The following is a 17,468-nucleotide window of genomic DNA, read 5'->3' on the forward strand; positions in this document are numbered from 1 at the left end:
TCTGCTGCTCACTCTAGTGAAGTCTTTGGCTACCGCAACAGAAGAATAAGCTGATTTTCCGGTAATTTACCCATCTTTGCAAAAAGAGCCGCAGGCGCGGCTCTTTTTTACTCATTGGACTAACGCTCAGCCAGCTTACTCAAACTGAGGCGGCGCAAGCACCTCTCGGTTACCGTTATGCCCCTGTGGGCTCACGATCCCTTGCGCTTCCATCTGCTCAACGATCCTCGCGGCTCGGTTGTAGCCGATACGGAACTGGCGCTGTACGCCGGAGATAGATGCTTTGCGTTTCTCAACCACGAAAGCAACCGCCTGATCGAACAGCGGATCCAGCTCTTCGTCACCGTCCATCCCGCCGCCGCTGCCGTCACCGCTACCTTCATCATCGGTAATACCGGTAATGTATTGCGGGCGACCACGCGCTTTCCAGTCCTGCACTACCGCATGAACTTCTTCATCACGGACAAAGGCACCGTGCACGCGAATCGGCGTCGTGGAGTTTGGCGCAGAATAAAGCATATCCCCCATGCCCAGCAATGATTCAGCGCCGCCCTGGTCAAGGATGGTACGTGAGTCAATTTTGCTCGACACCGTAAAGGCGATGCGGGTTGGAATGTTAGCTTTAATCAGGCCGGTAATAACGTCCACCGAAGGACGCTGCGTTGCCAGAACAAGGTGAATACCTGCCGCACGCGCTTTCTGCGCCAGACGGGCGATCAACTCTTCTACTTTTTTGCCTACCGTCATCATCAGGTCGGCAAACTCGTCCACTAAAACCACGATGTACGGCAGTTTTTCCAGCATTGGATGGCTCACTTCCATGCTGTCGCCAGGTTTCCAGAACGGGTCAGGAATTGGGCGGCCCATACGTTCAGCTTCCAGTACGCGCTCGTTGTAGCCTGCCAGGTTACGCACGCCAAGCGCGGACATCAGCTTATAGCGGCGTTCCATCTCATTCACGCTCCAGCGCAGCGCATTCGCGGCATCTTTCATATCCGTAACCACTTCAGTCAACAGATGTGGGATGCCTTCATAGACCGACAGTTCAAGCATTTTCGGGTCGATCATTATGAAGCGAACGTCTTCCGGCGTTGCTTTGTACAACATGCTGATGATCATGGCGTTCACGCCGACCGACTTACCGGAACCGGTCGTACCGGCGACCAGCAGGTGAGGCATTTTCGCCAGGTCTGCGACCACAGGCTCGCCGCCGATGTCTTTACCCAGAACCACGGTCAACGGAGATCCGTTGTCGCGGAATTTAGCGCAGTCGAGCACCTCACGCAGATAAACTGTCTGCCGCTTTTTGTTCGGCAACTCAAGGCCGACGTAGGGTTTGCCCGGAATAACCTCAACCACACGAACGGCGACGGTCGACAAAGAACGAGCCAGGTCACGGGAAAGGTTCGAAATACGAGCCGCTTTCACGCCTGGGGCCAAATCAAGTTCAAATCGGGTGATAACCGGGCCCGGAGAATAGTCCACGACGTCGGCTTTAATACGGTAATCAGCCAAACGAGCTTCCACCAGACGAGCCATCTGCTCCATCGCAAAGGTATCTACCGGCTCAACTTCTGTTGGAGGAGAAGTCAGCAGATCCAGCGACGGCAGCGGCGTGGTAGGTTTCTGAAGCGGACGGTCGTCGCCGTTGCGCATCAGGAACGGGTGGATCAGGCTCTCCTTCGGCTCTGGCGCAGCAGGCTGATGCTGAGCCGTCTGAGCATATTGAGAAGGCTGAGCAGCCGGCTGGCTGTGCTGAACCGGCTGCGGAGCCGGTTCGAAGCTCGGCGTGAACAGCGGCTCGCTCGGCGTATCATCCACCAGCTCTTTCAGCGAGGACTGGAAATCAAAATCATCCAACGAGAACGGCGCATTATTCTGCTGCGGCTGCTCGCCGTAGCGCTGTTGCTGCTGCGCAGCAAACTGGCGCGCAAGCTCTGCTTCTTCCGCCTCGGCCTGATCGTCTGCAGACCAGCTTTCGTCTTCGTACTCTTCGCCATAGCGCTGCTGTTGCTGAGCAGCAAACTGGCGGGCCAGTTCATGCTCCTGCAGCGCATCGTTTTCATCACCGTAATCGCCTTCAGGCTGCTGGCTCTCGGCAAGCCTGGCCTGTTCTTCTGCCATTCGCTGGGAAGGCAGTTTTATACCGTAAGACGCCAGTTCACGACGGGTCGGAACGCGTACACGGTTCGGGCGCGGCAGTTGAGGGCCAATACCTTCTTTTACCTGAGGACGTGGCGCATCGCTGGCGATACTAAACACCGGTGAAAATGCTGCCGCTGTGGCCGCAGCTTTTGCCGCCTGCTGAACGCCTGAGGCAGTCTGCGTTACATCCGGCACTGGCACTTCAGGTGCAGATAACGGCGCGGAAACTGGCGCAGATGCCGACATAGAAGATTGAGCCGGTTCAGGCGTAGCAGGTTTAACTGGCGCATAGTTATAAGGATCGGGTTTCGGCTCATTAACAGGCTGATACCAGGCCGCAAGCTGCTCACGTTCCCGGGCTCGCTTCTCTTCCACTTCTTCAAAGTGATACATCGGCGGGCGAACATATTTCACTTCTTCTACCGGCTCTGGCGCAGGCTGCGATTCAACCCCTGGCTCAACCACAGGCACAACGGGTTCAGACCAGCTTTGATACGTCTCAGGCACAACCTGCTGTTGTATGCTTGCCGGGTGTGGAGAAGTGTAGTGATCCGGAGCAGGAGCAATAACCGGCTCTGGCGTGACCGTTGTCGGAGCTGGTTCCCAGGCAATCGCGGGGGCCGCGGGCTCGGCGTCAACGACGGGTGCCGGTGTAGATACCGGAGGCATTGGCGCAACCGGCGGCACAGGTGCTGCCCAGGTCTGATTAGCGGTCGTTGCCGCAGCGGCCGCAGCAATCGGTTCAACGGCAGAATGCCCGCTGAACAAAGGATCGTATTCCTGGTCTTCCGGCAAGGTCGCTTTGTGCCCGGAGAACAGCACATCGTTCGAATCGGCCTCTACGCCACGCGCGCTGAACAAGACGTCATCTTCAGCATCGTCCATACGTTTGCCAGAGAACAATGCAGCATCCGTTTTGCGACCGTTAGGATTAGCAAACTTCTGCGACAGGCGCTGTTTACGTGCAAGTGCACCGCGTAAAATACGTGCCCGGCGAGATTCACGTTTCTCGGTAGAAACGTGCTGCTGCTCGTCTGTGTGGTGCTCTTCTTCGTACTCGTCTTCATCCTGCCAGGTGTTATCCCGGCGGGTGCGGTTGCTGGCGAAGGTAAGAATGGTTAACACCGCGCTGCCGAGCTTCTCGGCAATGCTGACCCAGGACCAACCGGTAAACAGCGTCAGACCAGCGGCCCAAACACAAAGCAGCGCAATAGTGCCGCCACTGCTATTCAACAGCGGCATCATCGCGGTACTGAGCAAGCTGCCCAGCACGCCGCCCGAGGCGAAGTACCAGATATCGTCCGCATTGATGGCCGCCAGACCACACGAGGTCAGTACCATCGCAAGTACGCCGATCAGGCGCAGCGAAACGGCAAAATAATCGATGAATTCTTCACTGTCACGCTGGCGCCAGGTGAACCAGCAGCCACCGATGATGATTACCGGAATGGTGTAAGCTATCACGCCAAAAATGAAGAATAGTGTATCGGCAAACCACGCTCCCGGCGTACCACCCAAATTATGGATAGGCTCATGCCACGCGGTTTGCGACCAACTGGGGTCTGAGGGGTTAAAGCTTAGTAAGGCAACCATCAAATAGATGGCAAATAAGGCGACAAGGATCAGCAAAGCCTCGAGTAAACGGCGCCCGCTGCTCAGTTTCCGCAATGTTACTTCTTTATCTTCGGTATATTCCTGGCTCAAGAAAGGCTCTCCAGGTCCTTAAACTCAATGGAGACAACAGCACCGGCGGCATGCCGGAGCTGTTGCTGTATGGATTCCCAGGAGTGTAACCAAAATACGCCAATTTTGCACCTGGCCCGTCTTAACGGGTCTTAATGACCAAACGGTTACTCTGTTTGACCTCTTCCATGACAACATAAGTACGGGTGTCGTTAACGCCCGGCAGACGCAGCAGGGTCTCACCTAAGAGTTTACGATACGCCGACATATCCGGCACGCGCGTTTTCAACAAGTAGTCGAAATCACCGGATACGAGATGACACTCTTGAATTTCTTCAAGTTTTTGCACTGCGGCGTTAAATTGCTCAAACACATCCGGGGCGCCACGATTCAGAGTAATCTCAACAAATACCAACAGTGAGGCATCCAGATAATGCGGGTTTAACAGCGCCGTATAGCCCTGAATAAAACCCTGACGTTCCAGACGACGGACGCGCTCAAGGCACGGCGTCGGCGAAAGCCCAACACGCTTTGAAAGCTCAACGTTAGAAATGCGCCCATCCTTTTGCAATTCGTTGAGAATATTGCGATCGATACGGTCGAGATCTTTGCCCGGGCGCTTCTTGCTATCTACCATTATTATTGTCTCTCTCTATTCCTTCCTTCACCTGCCATAACCCTGGTGACGTCAATGTTCAGGGTGTACGTGAGAAGACCGATGCCTTGCGGCTGCTATCGACATCACGCATAGCGTCTGTCCACGTCATGCGTAAATTTCAATAACTCGGTAAATTTGCATCAGGTTTGCGCGAGAGCACGCGGCTTCCACATCACCAAATGTTTTTCTTCCTCGAATGTTTTCGCAAATGCTTAGGGGATTGTCAAAGCAAAACATCTATTTTTAGTGGAACGTGCCAGATATTCCTTTTGGCTGATGATTATTCATCATTTTCGCCCCGTGATTACCGTGCTATTACAATGATTATTTATGCATATGACGGCGATATTCATTGGGCTTATAGGCAGCATCAATGACACACATCGTTAACAACATTGCTGCACTCTTTTTTTAATGCAGCGAATTCCCTACAATCACCCTCATTGTCTGTAAACGTTCAATGAGGATCTCATGGGCACAGCTAAACACAGTAAGCTGCTTATTCTTGGCTCCGGCCCTGCGGGCTATACCGCAGCGGTCTACGCTGCACGCGCCAACTTAAAACCGGTTCTGATTACCGGCATGGAAAAAGGCGGTCAGCTGACCACCACGACCGAAGTCGAAAACTGGCCTGGCGATCCTAACGACCTGACTGGTCCGTTATTGATGGAACGTATGCACGAGCATGCGGCCAAGTTCGAAACTGAAATTCTGTTCGACCACATCACCAGCGTCGATCTGCAGAACCGTCCGTTCCGCCTGGTGGGCGACAGCGGTGAATACACCTGTGACGCGCTAATCATTGCGACCGGTGCTTCTGCACGTTACCTGGGCCTGCCTTCCGAAGAAGCATTCAAAGGCCGCGGCGTTTCAGCCTGTGCCACCTGTGATGGTTTCTTCTACCGCAACCAGAAAGTCGCGGTCATCGGCGGCGGGAATACCGCAGTCGAAGAAGCGCTGTATCTGGCGAACATCGCCTCTGAAGTCCATTTGATCCACCGCCGTGATAGCTTCCGCGCAGAGAAGATCCTGATTAACCGTCTGATGGATAAAGTGCAGAATGGCAACATTGTGCTCCACACCCACCGCACGCTGGAAGAAGTAACAGGCGATCAGATGGGCGTTAGCGGTCTTCGCCTTCGTGACACGCAAAACACCGATATTACCGAAGAGCTGGAAGTCGCCGGCCTGTTTGTGGCTATCGGCCACAGTCCGAATACCGCGATTTTCAACGGTCAGTTGGAGCTGGAAAACGGCTACATCAAAGTGCAGTCCGGCATTCACGGCAATGCCACACAAACTAGCATTCCGGGCGTATTTGCCGCGGGTGACGTGATGGATCATATTTATCGCCAGGCCATCACTTCTGCCGGAACCGGCTGTATGGCCGCTCTGGACGCCGAGCGCTATCTCGACGGCCTCGCCGAACAGTGTAAATAATTTAAAGATGTTAAAAAAGGCGGCCTTGCAGGTCGCCTTTCTTGTTTCTGCCATGTAACATTGCCTGTCAAAATTGCCTGAGAATTCCTTCTTCTACCAGCATCTGGCACGCGATGAATAAAACCCGTCAGCAAGAACTTAGCCTCTGGCTAAAGCAGCAAAGTCTTATCTCTCGCCGTTGGCTCGGCTTGTCACGTCTGCTCGGTTTGGTCAGTGGTTTACTGATTGTGGCCCAGGCCTGGCTACTGGCCCGCATTCTCCAGCACATGATCATGGAAAATATTCCGCGTGAAGCATTGCTCATGCCGTTTATTTTGCTGGTTCTGGTATTTGTGCTGCGCGCCTGGGTGGTCTGGCTGAGGGAAAAAGTCGGCTTTCATGCCGGGCTACATATTCGTCAGGAAATTCGCCGCCAGGTACTCGACAGATTGCATCAGGCAGGTCCGGCCTGGATTCAGGGCAAACCTGTTGGTAGCTGGGCGACGCTGGTGCTTGAGCAAATAGAAGACATGCACGACTACTATGCGCGCTACCTGCCCCAGATGTCGCTGGCGGTCATGGTGCCTCTGCTGATTATTATTGCCATTTTCCCGATCAACTGGGCTGCCGCACTCATTTTGCTGGGTACCGCGCCACTTATCCCTATTTTCATGGCGCTGGTGGGTATGGGCGCAGCCGATGCAAACCGCCGCAATTTCCAGGCACTGGCCAGGCTCAGTGGCCATTTCCTCGATCGCCTTCGTGGGATGGAAACACTCCGTGTATTTAACCGTGGCGCAGCGGAAACCGAAAACATTCGTGCCGCTAGTCAGGACTTCCGCCAGCGCACCATGGAAGTACTGCGGATGGCCTTTCTTTCTTCCGGCGTGCTGGAGTTTTTCGCTTCTTTATCTATCGCCGTGGTGGCGGTCTATTTCGGCTTCTCTTACCTGGGCGAACTGAATTTCGGCCATTACGGTGCCGGAGTGACGTTATTCGCCGGCTTCCTGGCGCTCATTCTTGCGCCTGAATTCTTCCAGCCGCTGCGTGATATGGGCACCTTCTATCACGCCAGGGCTCAGGCTGTGGGCGCTGCAGAGACACTGAAGACCTTCCTCGACGCACCGCTGCAACACCCTGAGCAGGGAACCGTGCAGCTGTCCGGTAACGGGACTTTTACTCTTGAAGCCCGCGAGATGACGATCTTATCAGCTGAAGGAAAAGTGCTGGCCGGGCCGCTGAATTTCATGCTTCCCGCCGGGCAACGTGTGGCACTGGTGGGCCAAAGCGGTGCGGGCAAAAGCTCCCTGCTGAATGTCCTGTCCGGCTTCCTGCCCTATCAGGGGCAGTTGCTGATCAATGGCGTCGAGCTAGCACAGCTTTCGCCTGAGTGGTGGCGCGCGCAGCTTAGCTGGGTGGGTCAAAATCCCCAACTACCAGCGAGCACCCTGCGTGACAACGTGCTTCTGGGAATGCCAGAAGCGGATGACGCTCGTTTGCAGGCAGCTCTGGATAAAGCGTCGGTGACAGAGTTCCTGTCGCAGTTGCCAGAAGGCATTGACACCCCCATCGGCGATCAGTCTACCCGCTTATCCGTGGGTCAGGCACAGCGAGTGGCCGTTGCCAGAGCGTTGTTGTCCCCTTGCGGGATTTTGCTACTGGATGAGCCTGCGGCGAGCCTGGACGCCCACAGCGAACAACGCGTTATGGAAGCGCTCACGGAAGCGTCCCACCAACAAACCACGCTGATGGTGACTCACCAACTGGACTACATCAGCAGTTGGGATCAAATTTGGGTGATGCGAAACGGGCTGATTGTTCAGCAAGGTAACTTCGAACAGCTTTCCGCTGAAGAAGGTCCCTTTGCTGTATTACTGGCGAGTCGCCAGGAGGAAATTTAATGCGCGCATTGCTGCCTTATCTGGCGCTTTACCGTCGCCATAAGTGGTTACTGTCTTTAGGCGTTGTGCTAGCCATCATCACGCTGCTTGCCAGCATTGGCCTGCTGACACTCTCAGGCTGGTTCCTTTCTGCCTCTGCCGTGGTGGGCGTTGCCGGGCTCTACAGCTTTAACTACATGCTGCCTGCCGCTGGCGTTCGTGGAGCGGCGATCACCCGCACCGCAGGCCGTTATTTCGAGCGTCTGGTTAGCCATGATGCCACCTTCCGCGTGCTGCAGCATTTACGTGTTTCTACCTTCAGCAAGCTGCTGCCGCTCTCCCCTGCCGGGCTGGCGCGCTTTCGTCAGGGAGAATTGCTAAATCGCGTGGTGGCCGATGTCGATACGCTCGATCACCTTTATTTACGGGTTATTTCCCCGTTGGTCGGCGCTTTTGTGGTTATCCTGGTGGTCACTTTTGGCCTAAGTTTCCTTGATGTTTCCCTTGCCTTAACGCTTGGTGGAATTTTGCTCGCGACGCTTATCTTGTTACCTCCGCTGTTCTACCGCGCGGGGCAGCCAACCGGGGAAGCACTAACCGTTCAACGCGGCAACTATCGCCAGCAGCTAACCTCGTGGCTGCAAAGTCACGCGGAATTAACCATTTTTGGCGCAGCAAACCGCGCGCGTGAGCAGTTAGATGCCACGGAAAACAGCTGGCAGGAAGCGCAACGTCGTCAGGCTGGATTAACCGCCCTGTCACAAGCCGTTATGCTGCTCATCAGCGGCATTGCTGTCCTGGCCATGCTGTGGATGGCATCAGCCGGCGTCGGTGAAAGCCAATCTCCCGGCGCGCTAATTGCCCTGTTCGTCTTTTGTGCCCTTGCGGCTTTTGAAGCGATGACCCCGGTTACCGGTGCCTTCCAGCATCTCGGCCAGGTCATTGCCTCCGCGTTACGCGTGACGCAAATCACCAGCCAGACACCTGAAGTTATTTTTCCTGAAGCAGCACAGCCCGAGCAGCAGCAGGCAACGCTGAATATTCGCGGTCTGAACTTTACCTATCCTGGCCAGAGTCAGCCGGCACTGAGAAATATTTCATTATCTGTCAGCACAGGGCAACGAATCGCCATCCTCGGCAAAACCGGCTGCGGTAAATCCACTTTACTGCAATTACTTACGCGCGCCTGGGATGCTCAGCAGGGTGAGATTCAACTCAACGGCATAGCCCTGAGCGCTTTTGATGAAGTGACTCTGCGTAAAGCGACGAGCGTTGTCCCACAGCGCGTACATCTGTTTAGCGCTACGTTGCGAGACAATCTTTTACTGGCTTCTCCAGAGGCCAGCGATAAGCAACTCACTACCGCCCTGACGCAGGTAGGACTTGAAAAGCTGCTGGCCGACGACGGACTCAACGGCTGGCTGGGTGAAGGCGGCCGTCAGCTGTCCGGCGGTGAGCTCCGCCGCCTTGCGATTGCGAGAGCGATATTGCATAACGCCCCTCTCATGCTACTGGACGAACCTACCGAAGGGCTGGATGCAGAAACCGAGCGTCAAATTCTTGATTTATTAGCCGAAGTCACCAGGAATAAAACCGTGTTAATGGTCACTCACCGTCTGCGTGGTTTGAACGCTTTTGACAGCATAATTGTGATGGACAACGGGCAAATAATTGAGCAAGGTAATCACGCCGAATTGATGGCGTCCGGCGGACGTTATTATCAATTTCGCCAGCGCCTGTAGGCGTTCCTGATAAACTATGTATAACCTTAAATAATTCGAGTTGCAGGCAGGCGACAAGACCGTAACTCCCCGGGAGCATAGCTAACTATGTGACTGGGGTGCGCGGTTGCAGTCAACACACCTGCAGCTTGAAGTATGGCGGGTTTATCAATTTATTATTGCTCTATCGCTCTGGAGTGTTGGACGTAATGCGCCTGGTGCAGCTTTCTCGTGACTCGATTGCCTTTCCTTCGCCGGAAGGGGCGTTGCGTGAACCTAATGGGTTACTGGCGCTTGGCGGTGACCTTGGCCCCGCTCGTCTGCTGATGGCCTATCAGCGAGGTATCTTTCCGTGGTTTTCTCCCGGCGACCCTATTTTGTGGTGGTCGCCAGATCCCCGCGCCATTCTTTACCCGGAGCAGTTTCACCTCAGCCGCAGCATGAAGCGCTTTCATCGCTCTTCGCCTTATACCGTCACGCTCAACCACGCTTTTGAGCGCGTACTCTACGGCTGCGCGGGCGACCGAAATGAAGGGACATGGATAACCGCAGAAATTGTGGAAGCCTATTTACGCCTGCATGAGTTAGGCCACGCCCATTCCATTGAAGTGTGGGAAGGAGAAGAGCTGGTAGGCGGCATGTACGGCGTGGCGCAGGGAGCATTATTTTGCGGCGAATCCATGTTCAGCCGACGGGTGAATGCATCCAAAACGGCACTGCTGGTTTTCTGTCAGCACTTTATTCGTCACGGCGGCAAATTGATCGACTGCCAGGTATTAAATGAGCACACGGCTTCACTGGGCGTGATTGAAATTCCCCGTCGGGAGTATCTGCAGGCATTAGCGGAACTTCGTCCCCAGCACTTAGGCTCTCACTGCTGGGTTCCGCAGACGCTGGAGCAATAATGTTTAACAACACATTTTATGTGAGGGTGTTATAATTAGCGCCGCTAAGTGGCTTTTGCCTGCTACCCCGCCATCGTTTGGGATTTATTGTTTAAGGGAATACCCTCTCATTTATCTCTTTGCGTTCTTCATCGCAGACGTTGCTATGCGCAAGCTGTGACGCGGCGGGTAATAAGCAAAATGCACTTTCATTGGTGATTTCACCAACAATTCTTTACATGATAAGCGAACTTCGGCATTATCTTGCCGGTTCAAACTACGGTAGTGATACCCCAGAGGATTAGATGGCCAAAGAAGACAATATTGAAATGCAGGGTACCGTACTGGATACGTTACCTAACACCATGTTCCGCGTTGAGCTGGAAAACGGGCACGTGGTTACCGCTCATATCTCCGGTAAAATGCGCAAAAACTACATCCGCATTCTGACGGGCGACAAAGTCACCGTTGAGCTGACCCCGTACGACCTGAGCAAAGGCCGCATTGTCTTCCGTAGCCGTTGATAGTTTTTATTCCGCGGCCTGAGATGGGCGGCGTTGAGAGTAAGTTGTAATAGAAAGGCCGGGCAATGCCCGGCCTTTTTTATGCTCGAATCACGGTGCTAGTGCGCCGCTTCCGGCTTGTGTTTCTGGGCACTCACGAAGCTGTAGGTCAGCTGCTGCTGGTCTTTATCCAGCGCAACGGTAACCTGCCCACCGTCAACAAGACTGCCAAACAACAGTTCGTTAGCCAGCGGTTTTTTCAGGCTGTCCTGGATGACGCGCGCCATTGGGCGAGCCCCCATCGCACGGTCATAGCCCTTCTCTGCCAGCCAGTCACGCGCTTCCTGACTCACTTCCAGTGAAACGCCTTTCTGATCCAACTGAACCTGAAGCTCGACGATAAATTTATCCACCACCTGATGAATCACCTCGGTAGAAAGGTGGTTGAACCAAATGATGTTGTCGAGACGGTTACGGAACTCCGGCGTGAAGATCTTTTTGATCTCTTCCATCGCGTCGGTGCTGTTGTCCTGGCGGATAAGCCCGATAGATTTACGTTCGGTTTCCCGTACCCCGGCGTTAGTCGTCATTACCAGAATCACGTTGCGGAAGTCCGCCTTACGCCCGTTGTTGTCGGTCAGCGTCCCGTTGTCCATCACCTGCAGCAGCAGGTTAAAGACATCCGGGTGTGCTTTCTCGATTTCATCGAGCAGCAGAACCGCGTGCGGATGCTTAATGACCGCGTCCGTTAACAGGCCACCCTGATCGAAGCCGACATAGCCTGGAGGTGCACCAATCAGACGGCTCACGGTATGGCGTTCCATGTACTCGGACATATCAAAACGCAGCAGCTCAATGCCCAGAGACTTCGCCAGCTGCACGGTGACTTCTGTCTTACCGACCCCGGTAGGCCCGGCAAACAGGAACGAACCGACAGGCTTATGATCCTGCCCCAGGCCGGCGCGGCTCATCTTGATAGCTTCGGTTAACGCTTCGATTGCTTTATCCTGGCCAAACACCAGCATTTTCAGGCGATCGCCCAGGCTTTTCAGCGTATCGCGATCGCTCGCGGAAACGCTTTTTTCCGGGATACGCGCAATGCGAGCTACCACGGTTTCGATGTCCGCGACGTTGACGGTTTTCTTCCGCTTGCTGACCGGCATCAGGCGGCTACGCGCGCCCGCCTCATCAATGACGTCAATAGCCTTATCCGGCAGATGCCTGTCATTGATATATTTCACCGCCAGTTCAACCGCAGCCCGAACTGCCTTCGCGGTATAACGAACGTCGTGATGCGCTTCGTATTTCGGCTTCAGGCCATTGATTATCTGCACCGTTTCTTCAACGCTAGGCTCAGTAATATCAATCTTCTGGAAGCGACGCGCCAGAGCACGATCTTTTTCGAAGATGTTGCTGAACTCCTGATAGGTCGTCGAACCAATCACCCGAATTTTACCGCCGGAAAGCAGCGGCTTAATCAGGTTAGCAGCATCGACCTGGCCGCCGGAAGCCGCACCAGCGCCAATGATGGTGTGGATTTCATCGATAAACAGGATGCTATTTTGATCCTGCTCGAGCTGTTTCAGCAGCGCTTTAAAACGTTTTTCGAAATCACCGCGGTATTTGGTACCCGCCAACAGAGAACCGATATCCAGCGAGTAGATAGTGCAGTCGGCCATCACTTCCGGCACGTCACCCTGCACAATTCTCCAGGCCAGCCCTTCGGCAATAGCCGTTTTACCCACGCCTGACTCACCGACCAGCAGCGGATTATTTTTACGACGGCGGCAGAGAACCTGGATAGCGCGCTCCAGCTCTTTATCACGGCCAATCAGCGGATCGATCCCGCCAACGCGTGCAAGCTGATTAAGATTGGTGGTGAAGTTTTCCATACGTTCCTCCCCGCCTGCTTGCTCTTCGTTGACCGGGTTTTCGGAGCCCGATGACTGATTTGGTTCGTCTTTACGCGTGCCATGAGAGATAAAGTTCACCACGTCGAGACGGCTTACTTCATGTTTGCGCAGCAGATAAGCCGCCTGGGATTCCTGCTCGCTGAAAATGGCGACCAGCACGTTGGCGCCTGTCACTTCACTGCGCCCGGAGGACTGAACGTGGAAGACCGCTCGCTGCAGCACACGCTGGAAGCTGAGCGTCGGCTGTGTGTCGCGCTCTTCAACGTTTGGTGGCAGGACCGGCGTAGTTTGTTCGATGAAGGCTTCGAGTTCCTGTCGCAGCGCCACCATGTCCACAGAACACGCTTCCAGCGCTTCGCGGGCAGATGGGTTACTGAGCAATGCCAGTAACAAATGCTCGACGGTCATAAACTCATGTCGGTGCTCGCGCGCTCTGGCGAAAGCCATGTTTAAACTGAGTTCCAGTTCTTGATTGAGCATAGGCACCTCCCCAAATTATCGGCCTTGTCAGGCTTTTTCTAGCGTACACAGCAACGGGTACTCGTTCTCCCTTGCATACTGGTTCACTAACGCCACTTTGGTTTCCGCTACTTCTGCAGTAAAGATGCCACAGATAGCTTTACCCTGATAGTGAACCGTGAGCATCAACTGCGTGGCACGTTCAACATCATAAGAAAAGAACTTTTGCAGTACGTCAATAACAAATTCCATTGGCGTGTAGTCATCGTTCATCAGTATAACTTTATACATGGAAGGCGGTTTTAGCGTTTCGCGCAGTTTATCCGCCGCCATTTGGTCAAAGTCCAACCAGTCGTTCGTCTTACCCATTGCGATTTTTCATCGTTTGTTGAAGCCCAACACACTGTCAGGCAAGGCCTTATATTGAGTGTAATACGCTTTTCGCAAACGTATTACAACGTATTCGATTCTGCGGCTTTTTCCTTAAAGCGAACTACATCACATTAATAGCAATAGCGTTAACTGCTTCAAATTTTTGACTCATTGTTGCCCCGCCAGCCCCGCCAGACGCTTGACGCAGTGTATAAAATATCTACATTGTAGCGGGGTGAGTTGGCGAGGTTTTGAACAGCCCGCCCTTACCCACCGGTTGATTCCATCTCACTATTAAGAGTTACGAAGGATGTCGAAGCATGGAGACGGGTACTGTTAAATGGTTCAATAACGCCAAAGGGTTCGGTTTCATTTGCCCGGAAGGCGGCGGCGAAGATATCTTCGCCCACTACTCCACCATTCAAATGGACGGATACAGAACGCTAAAAGCCGGGCAACTTGTCCGGTTTGATGTACATCAGGGACCTAAAGGCAACCATGCCAGCCTGATCGTTCCCCATGAAGCGGAAGCGGTCGCCTAGTTCCATTGTTAATTGTGTACATCCCGCAAATAAAATGCCAGCCCATAAGGCTGGCATTTTTATGGCCAACGGCTGGGATTACTTACTCATTACTCACGCGCTAAGGCATCGATAGGGTTCAGGCGCGCCGCGTTTCTGGCCGGCAACCAACCAAAAAGCACACCCGTTGCCGTTGAGCAGCCAAACGCGGTCAGCAGCGCCACAGGCGAGAAACCTATCTGCCAGCCCGGTAGCACCAGTTGCAGCGTGAACGCGATAACCAGCGACAGCGATATCCCCAACGCGCCCCCGACGAGACAAACCAGCACCGCTTCAATTAAAAACTGCTGCAGTACATCGCTGGCTCGCGCGCCCACCGCCATGCGGATACCTATCTCTTTCGTGCGTTCAGTGACCGACACCAGCATGATATTCATCACCCCAATGCCCCCAACCAACAGCGAAATCACCGCCACCAGCGTCAGGAACATCTGAAGAGTACGTGTGGTCTTTTCCGCCGTTTTCAACAGCCCGTCCATGTTATAGGTGAAAAAGTCTTTCTTGCCGTGGCGCAGCGACAACAGGCGATTCAACTGCTGCTCGGCTTCATGACTGTCATAACCCTCTTTCACCCGCACGGTTATCGAGTTGAGCCAGCTCTGCCCCATCACGCGCCCCGCCATCGTGTTATAAGGCAGCCACACGCGCAGCACTTTGCTGCTGCCAAACATCGACTGTTTTTCTTGCGCCACACCAATCACCGTAGCGGGCATATTCCCCACCAGCACAACCTCCCCGACAACGTCACTTTTGTTCGGGAATAGCTGCCTTTTGCTATTCGCATCCAGCACTACAACCTGCGCACGCCCCTTCATCTGCTCGTCGTTAAAGCTCGCGCCCTGGCTCATGGTCATGCCGTAAACATTAAAATAGTCGCCGCTCACGCCATTAACGCTGGCCGCCGCATCCGTGTTCCCATAACGCAGACGCAAATTACTGGAAATAGAAGGTGTGGCCGAACTCACCCAGGGTTGCTGGCCAATAGCCAGCAAATCATCATATTTCAATGCCTGCTGGAACTGCGGATTATCATCGCCAAAATCCTTGCCGGGATAGACGTCAATCGTGTTAGTGCCGATAGAGCGAATATCTTCCAGCACCATCTGTTTGGCGGCATCCCCCACCACCACGATCGAAACCACCGAGGCAATACCAATAATAATGCCAAGCATGGTCAGCAGCGTGCGCATCTTGTTCGCAGCCATCGCCAGCCAGGCCATACCAAGCGCCTCGCGGAAGCTGCTGATGACTTGCTGTATTGACGAACCGCTCCGCAGAGCCTGATTTTCAACCCTACGCGCGGCAGGCTGATGAACCGGCGGAGGGTTGCTGATAATTTCTCCGTCGCGAATTTCGATAATACGCTGAGCCTGCGCCGCCACCGCCGGATCGTGGGTCACGATAATCACCGTATGCCCGCGCTCGCGAAGCTGCTTCAGGGTTGCCATCACCTCTTCGCCGGAATGGCTGTCGAGTGCGCCGGTAGGCTCATCGGCCAGAATCACCTGCCCACCGTTCATCAGCGCACGTGCGATACTGACCCGCTGCTGCTGCCCGCCCGAAAGTTGCGAAGGAAGATACTCAACCCTCTCCTTTAGCCCGAGACGCCCAAGCAATTCATGCGCGCGCTGCTGACGCTGGGATCGTGTTGTCCCGGCGTAAACCGCAGGGACTTCAACATTTTGCGAAGCATTAAGGTGAGAAAGCAGGTGATAACGCTGGAAGATAAAGCCGAAATGCTCGCGACGCAGCGTCGCCAGCGCATCGTTATCCAGGCCAGCCACATCCACGCCCGCGACCTTATAGCTTCCGCTGCTGGGTTTATCCAGGCACCCGAGAATATTCATTAGCGTCGATTTACCGGAACCGGACGCGCCGACAATCGCTACCATTTCCCCGGCTTCAATCGTCAGGCTAATGCCCTTCAGTACCTCAACCTGTTCTTCACCGGAAGGATAGCTGCGGCGAATGTCCTTTAGTTCAAGCAGCGCCGTCATTTGCTACTCCCGGCATTGGCGCGACCAGTCACCACCTCTTCGCCTTCTTCCAGCCCGTTAACGACCTGAACTTCCGTGTCGTTACGCATGCCGATGGTGACCTCACGGGTTTTGGTTTCCCCATTGCGCAACACGGTGATGTTATAGCGATTATCACCAATCGGTTCTCCCAGCGCGGCCAGCGGAATCGTCAGCACATCTTTTACACCGCCGAGTTGAATATGTACCTGAGCGGTCATATCCAGACGCAGAATGCCGTTCGGATTCGGCACCTCAAAACGCGCATTATAGAAAATGGCCTCGTTGACTTTATCTGGCGTCGGCAGGATATCTTTCAGCACGCCTTCATAGCGCGTCATCGGATCGCCAAGTACCGTAAACCAGGCTTTCTGGCCCGGCTTGAGGTGGATAACATCGGCTTCAGAGACCTGCGCTTTCACCAGCATGGTGCTTAAATCCGCCAGCGTCAGGATATTCGGCGCCTGCTGAGCGGCAATCACAGTTTGCCCCTGCAGCGTCGTGATTTGCGTCACTTCGCCCGCCATTGGCGCGACGATGCGGGTAAATTCAAGATTCGTTTTCGCGGTGCTGAGTGAGGCCTGATTGCGCTTAATCTGCGCATCAATGGTGCCTGTCTGTGCCTGTTTTACCGCCAGATCGGTTGCCGCTTTATCAAGATCCTGCCGGGACACAGCCTGGGTTTTCGCCAGCGCCTGCTGGCGGGAGAGCGTCACGGCGGCAAGCTTACTTTCGGCTTCGGACTGCATACGTTGCGCCCGCAGCTCCATCAACGTGGCTTCAACCTCCTTGACCTGGTTTTCTGCCTGTTCGGGATCGATAACCCCCAAAAGCTGATCTTTTTTCACTTTATCGCCGATGCTAACCGACAGTGTTTTTAGCTGCCCGCTCACCTGCGCCCCGACGTCAACTTTGCGCACGGCATCAAGCTTTCCGGTTGCCAGAACGCTTTGCTGAAGCGAAGCCTTACGCACGATCATCGTCTGATACTGTGGGGCTGGCGCACGTAAAAACTGCCAAAGCCAGAGGAAAAATATCACCACTAACAGTGCGTAAAGCCAATAACGTTTTTTAAATTTTCCCTTAATTTTCATATAAATCCTGAAATAGCTAACGCATGATTAAACGGTTCTTAAACAAACTTCACAATGTGAAGATATGTAACAGTTATTGAACGTCGGTTGACATCCGGCGTGTTGAAATAATGGCATCTTTCCGAATATTCAGGTTTTTAT

12 protein-coding genes are annotated in these 17,468 nt (G+C 54.1%); 6 read left to right on the forward strand and 6 right to left on the reverse strand.

From position 1 onward, the window contains the following. Positions 1-135: 135 nt before the first annotated feature. A complete protein-coding gene (locus tag CNE01S_RS05710; RefSeq protein ID WP_061274194.1) occupies positions 136-3,849 on the reverse strand; it encodes a DNA translocase FtsK 4TM domain-containing protein in 3,714 nt (1,237 codons plus the stop codon). Positions 3,850-3,970: 121 nt separating this feature from the next. After that, positions 3,971-4,465, reverse strand: a complete 495-nt coding sequence (gene lrp / locus CNE01S_RS05715) for a leucine-responsive transcriptional regulator Lrp (protein ID WP_000228469.1) — start codon at positions 4,463-4,465, stop codon at positions 3,971-3,973. A 492-nt stretch (positions 4,466-4,957) separates the two neighbouring features. Between lrp and trxB the strand changes: the two genes are divergently transcribed. The 5 genes from trxB to infA all read left to right on the forward strand — a co-directional run bounded on the left by trxB (position 4,958) and on the right by infA (position 10,914). After that, on the forward strand, positions 4,958-5,926 hold the full coding sequence (gene trxB, locus CNE01S_RS05720; protein WP_039291478.1) for a thioredoxin-disulfide reductase: 969 nt from the start codon (positions 4,958-4,960) through the stop codon (positions 5,924-5,926). A 113-nt stretch (positions 5,927-6,039) separates the two neighbouring features. Continuing rightward, the gene (cydD, locus tag CNE01S_RS05725; RefSeq protein WP_061274196.1) at positions 6,040-7,806 is read left to right on the forward strand and encodes a heme ABC transporter permease/ATP-binding protein CydD; all 1,767 of its coding nucleotides are present in this window, start codon (positions 6,040-6,042) and stop codon (positions 7,804-7,806) included. Beyond that, positions 7,806-9,527, forward strand: coding sequence for a heme ABC transporter ATP-binding protein/permease CydC (cydC, locus tag CNE01S_RS05730; RefSeq protein WP_061274198.1), 1,722 nt, complete (start codon positions 7,806-7,808; stop codon positions 9,525-9,527). Before cydD ends, cydC begins: the two co-directional genes overlap by 1 nt. Before the next feature lie 188 nt (positions 9,528-9,715). Then, on the forward strand, positions 9,716-10,411 hold the full coding sequence (gene aat, locus CNE01S_RS05735) for a leucyl/phenylalanyl-tRNA--protein transferase (RefSeq protein ID WP_061274200.1): 696 nt from the start codon (positions 9,716-9,718) through the stop codon (positions 10,409-10,411). 284 nt (positions 10,412-10,695) lie between these two features. Continuing rightward, the gene (infA, locus tag CNE01S_RS05740; RefSeq protein ID WP_002211347.1) at positions 10,696-10,914 is read left to right on the forward strand and encodes a translation initiation factor IF-1; all 219 of its coding nucleotides are present in this window, start codon (positions 10,696-10,698) and stop codon (positions 10,912-10,914) included. A 98-nt stretch (positions 10,915-11,012) separates the two neighbouring features. Here infA and clpA read toward each other — a convergent pair whose 3' ends face one another. Together clpA and clpS are read right to left on the reverse strand one after the other, a co-directional pair. Then, positions 11,013-13,286, reverse strand: coding sequence for an ATP-dependent Clp protease ATP-binding subunit ClpA (gene clpA / locus CNE01S_RS05745; protein WP_061274202.1), 2,274 nt, complete (start codon positions 13,284-13,286; stop codon positions 11,013-11,015). A 27-nt stretch (positions 13,287-13,313) separates the two neighbouring features. Then, complete coding sequence (clpS, locus tag CNE01S_RS05750; RefSeq protein WP_008461103.1) at positions 13,314-13,634, reverse strand: ATP-dependent Clp protease adapter ClpS; 321 nt, start codon at positions 13,632-13,634, stop codon at positions 13,314-13,316. A gap of 323 nt (positions 13,635-13,957) precedes the next feature. Here clpS and cspD point away from each other — a divergent pair, with 323 nt between their 5' ends. After that, positions 13,958-14,179, forward strand: coding sequence for a cold shock-like protein CspD (cspD, locus tag CNE01S_RS05755; RefSeq protein ID WP_008461102.1), 222 nt, complete (start codon positions 13,958-13,960; stop codon positions 14,177-14,179). Positions 14,180-14,268: 89 nt separating this feature from the next. On the opposite strand, the gene macB is transcribed toward cspD, so the two are convergent. Further along, entirely contained in the window at positions 14,269-16,215 is a 1,947-nt protein-coding gene (macB, locus tag CNE01S_RS05760; protein ID WP_061274204.1) for a macrolide ABC transporter ATP-binding protein/permease MacB, read from the reverse strand. Further along, positions 16,212-17,327, reverse strand: coding sequence for a macrolide transporter subunit MacA (gene macA / locus CNE01S_RS05765; protein ID WP_061274206.1), 1,116 nt, complete (start codon positions 17,325-17,327; stop codon positions 16,212-16,214). Before macA ends, macB begins: the two co-directional genes overlap by 4 nt. Positions 17,328-17,468 lie beyond the last annotated feature (141 nt).

The sequence above is a fragment of the Cedecea neteri NBRC 105707 = ATCC 33855 genome (assembly GCF_001571265.1).
Taxonomy (GTDB): Bacteria; Pseudomonadota; Gammaproteobacteria; order Enterobacterales; family Enterobacteriaceae; genus Cedecea; species Cedecea neteri.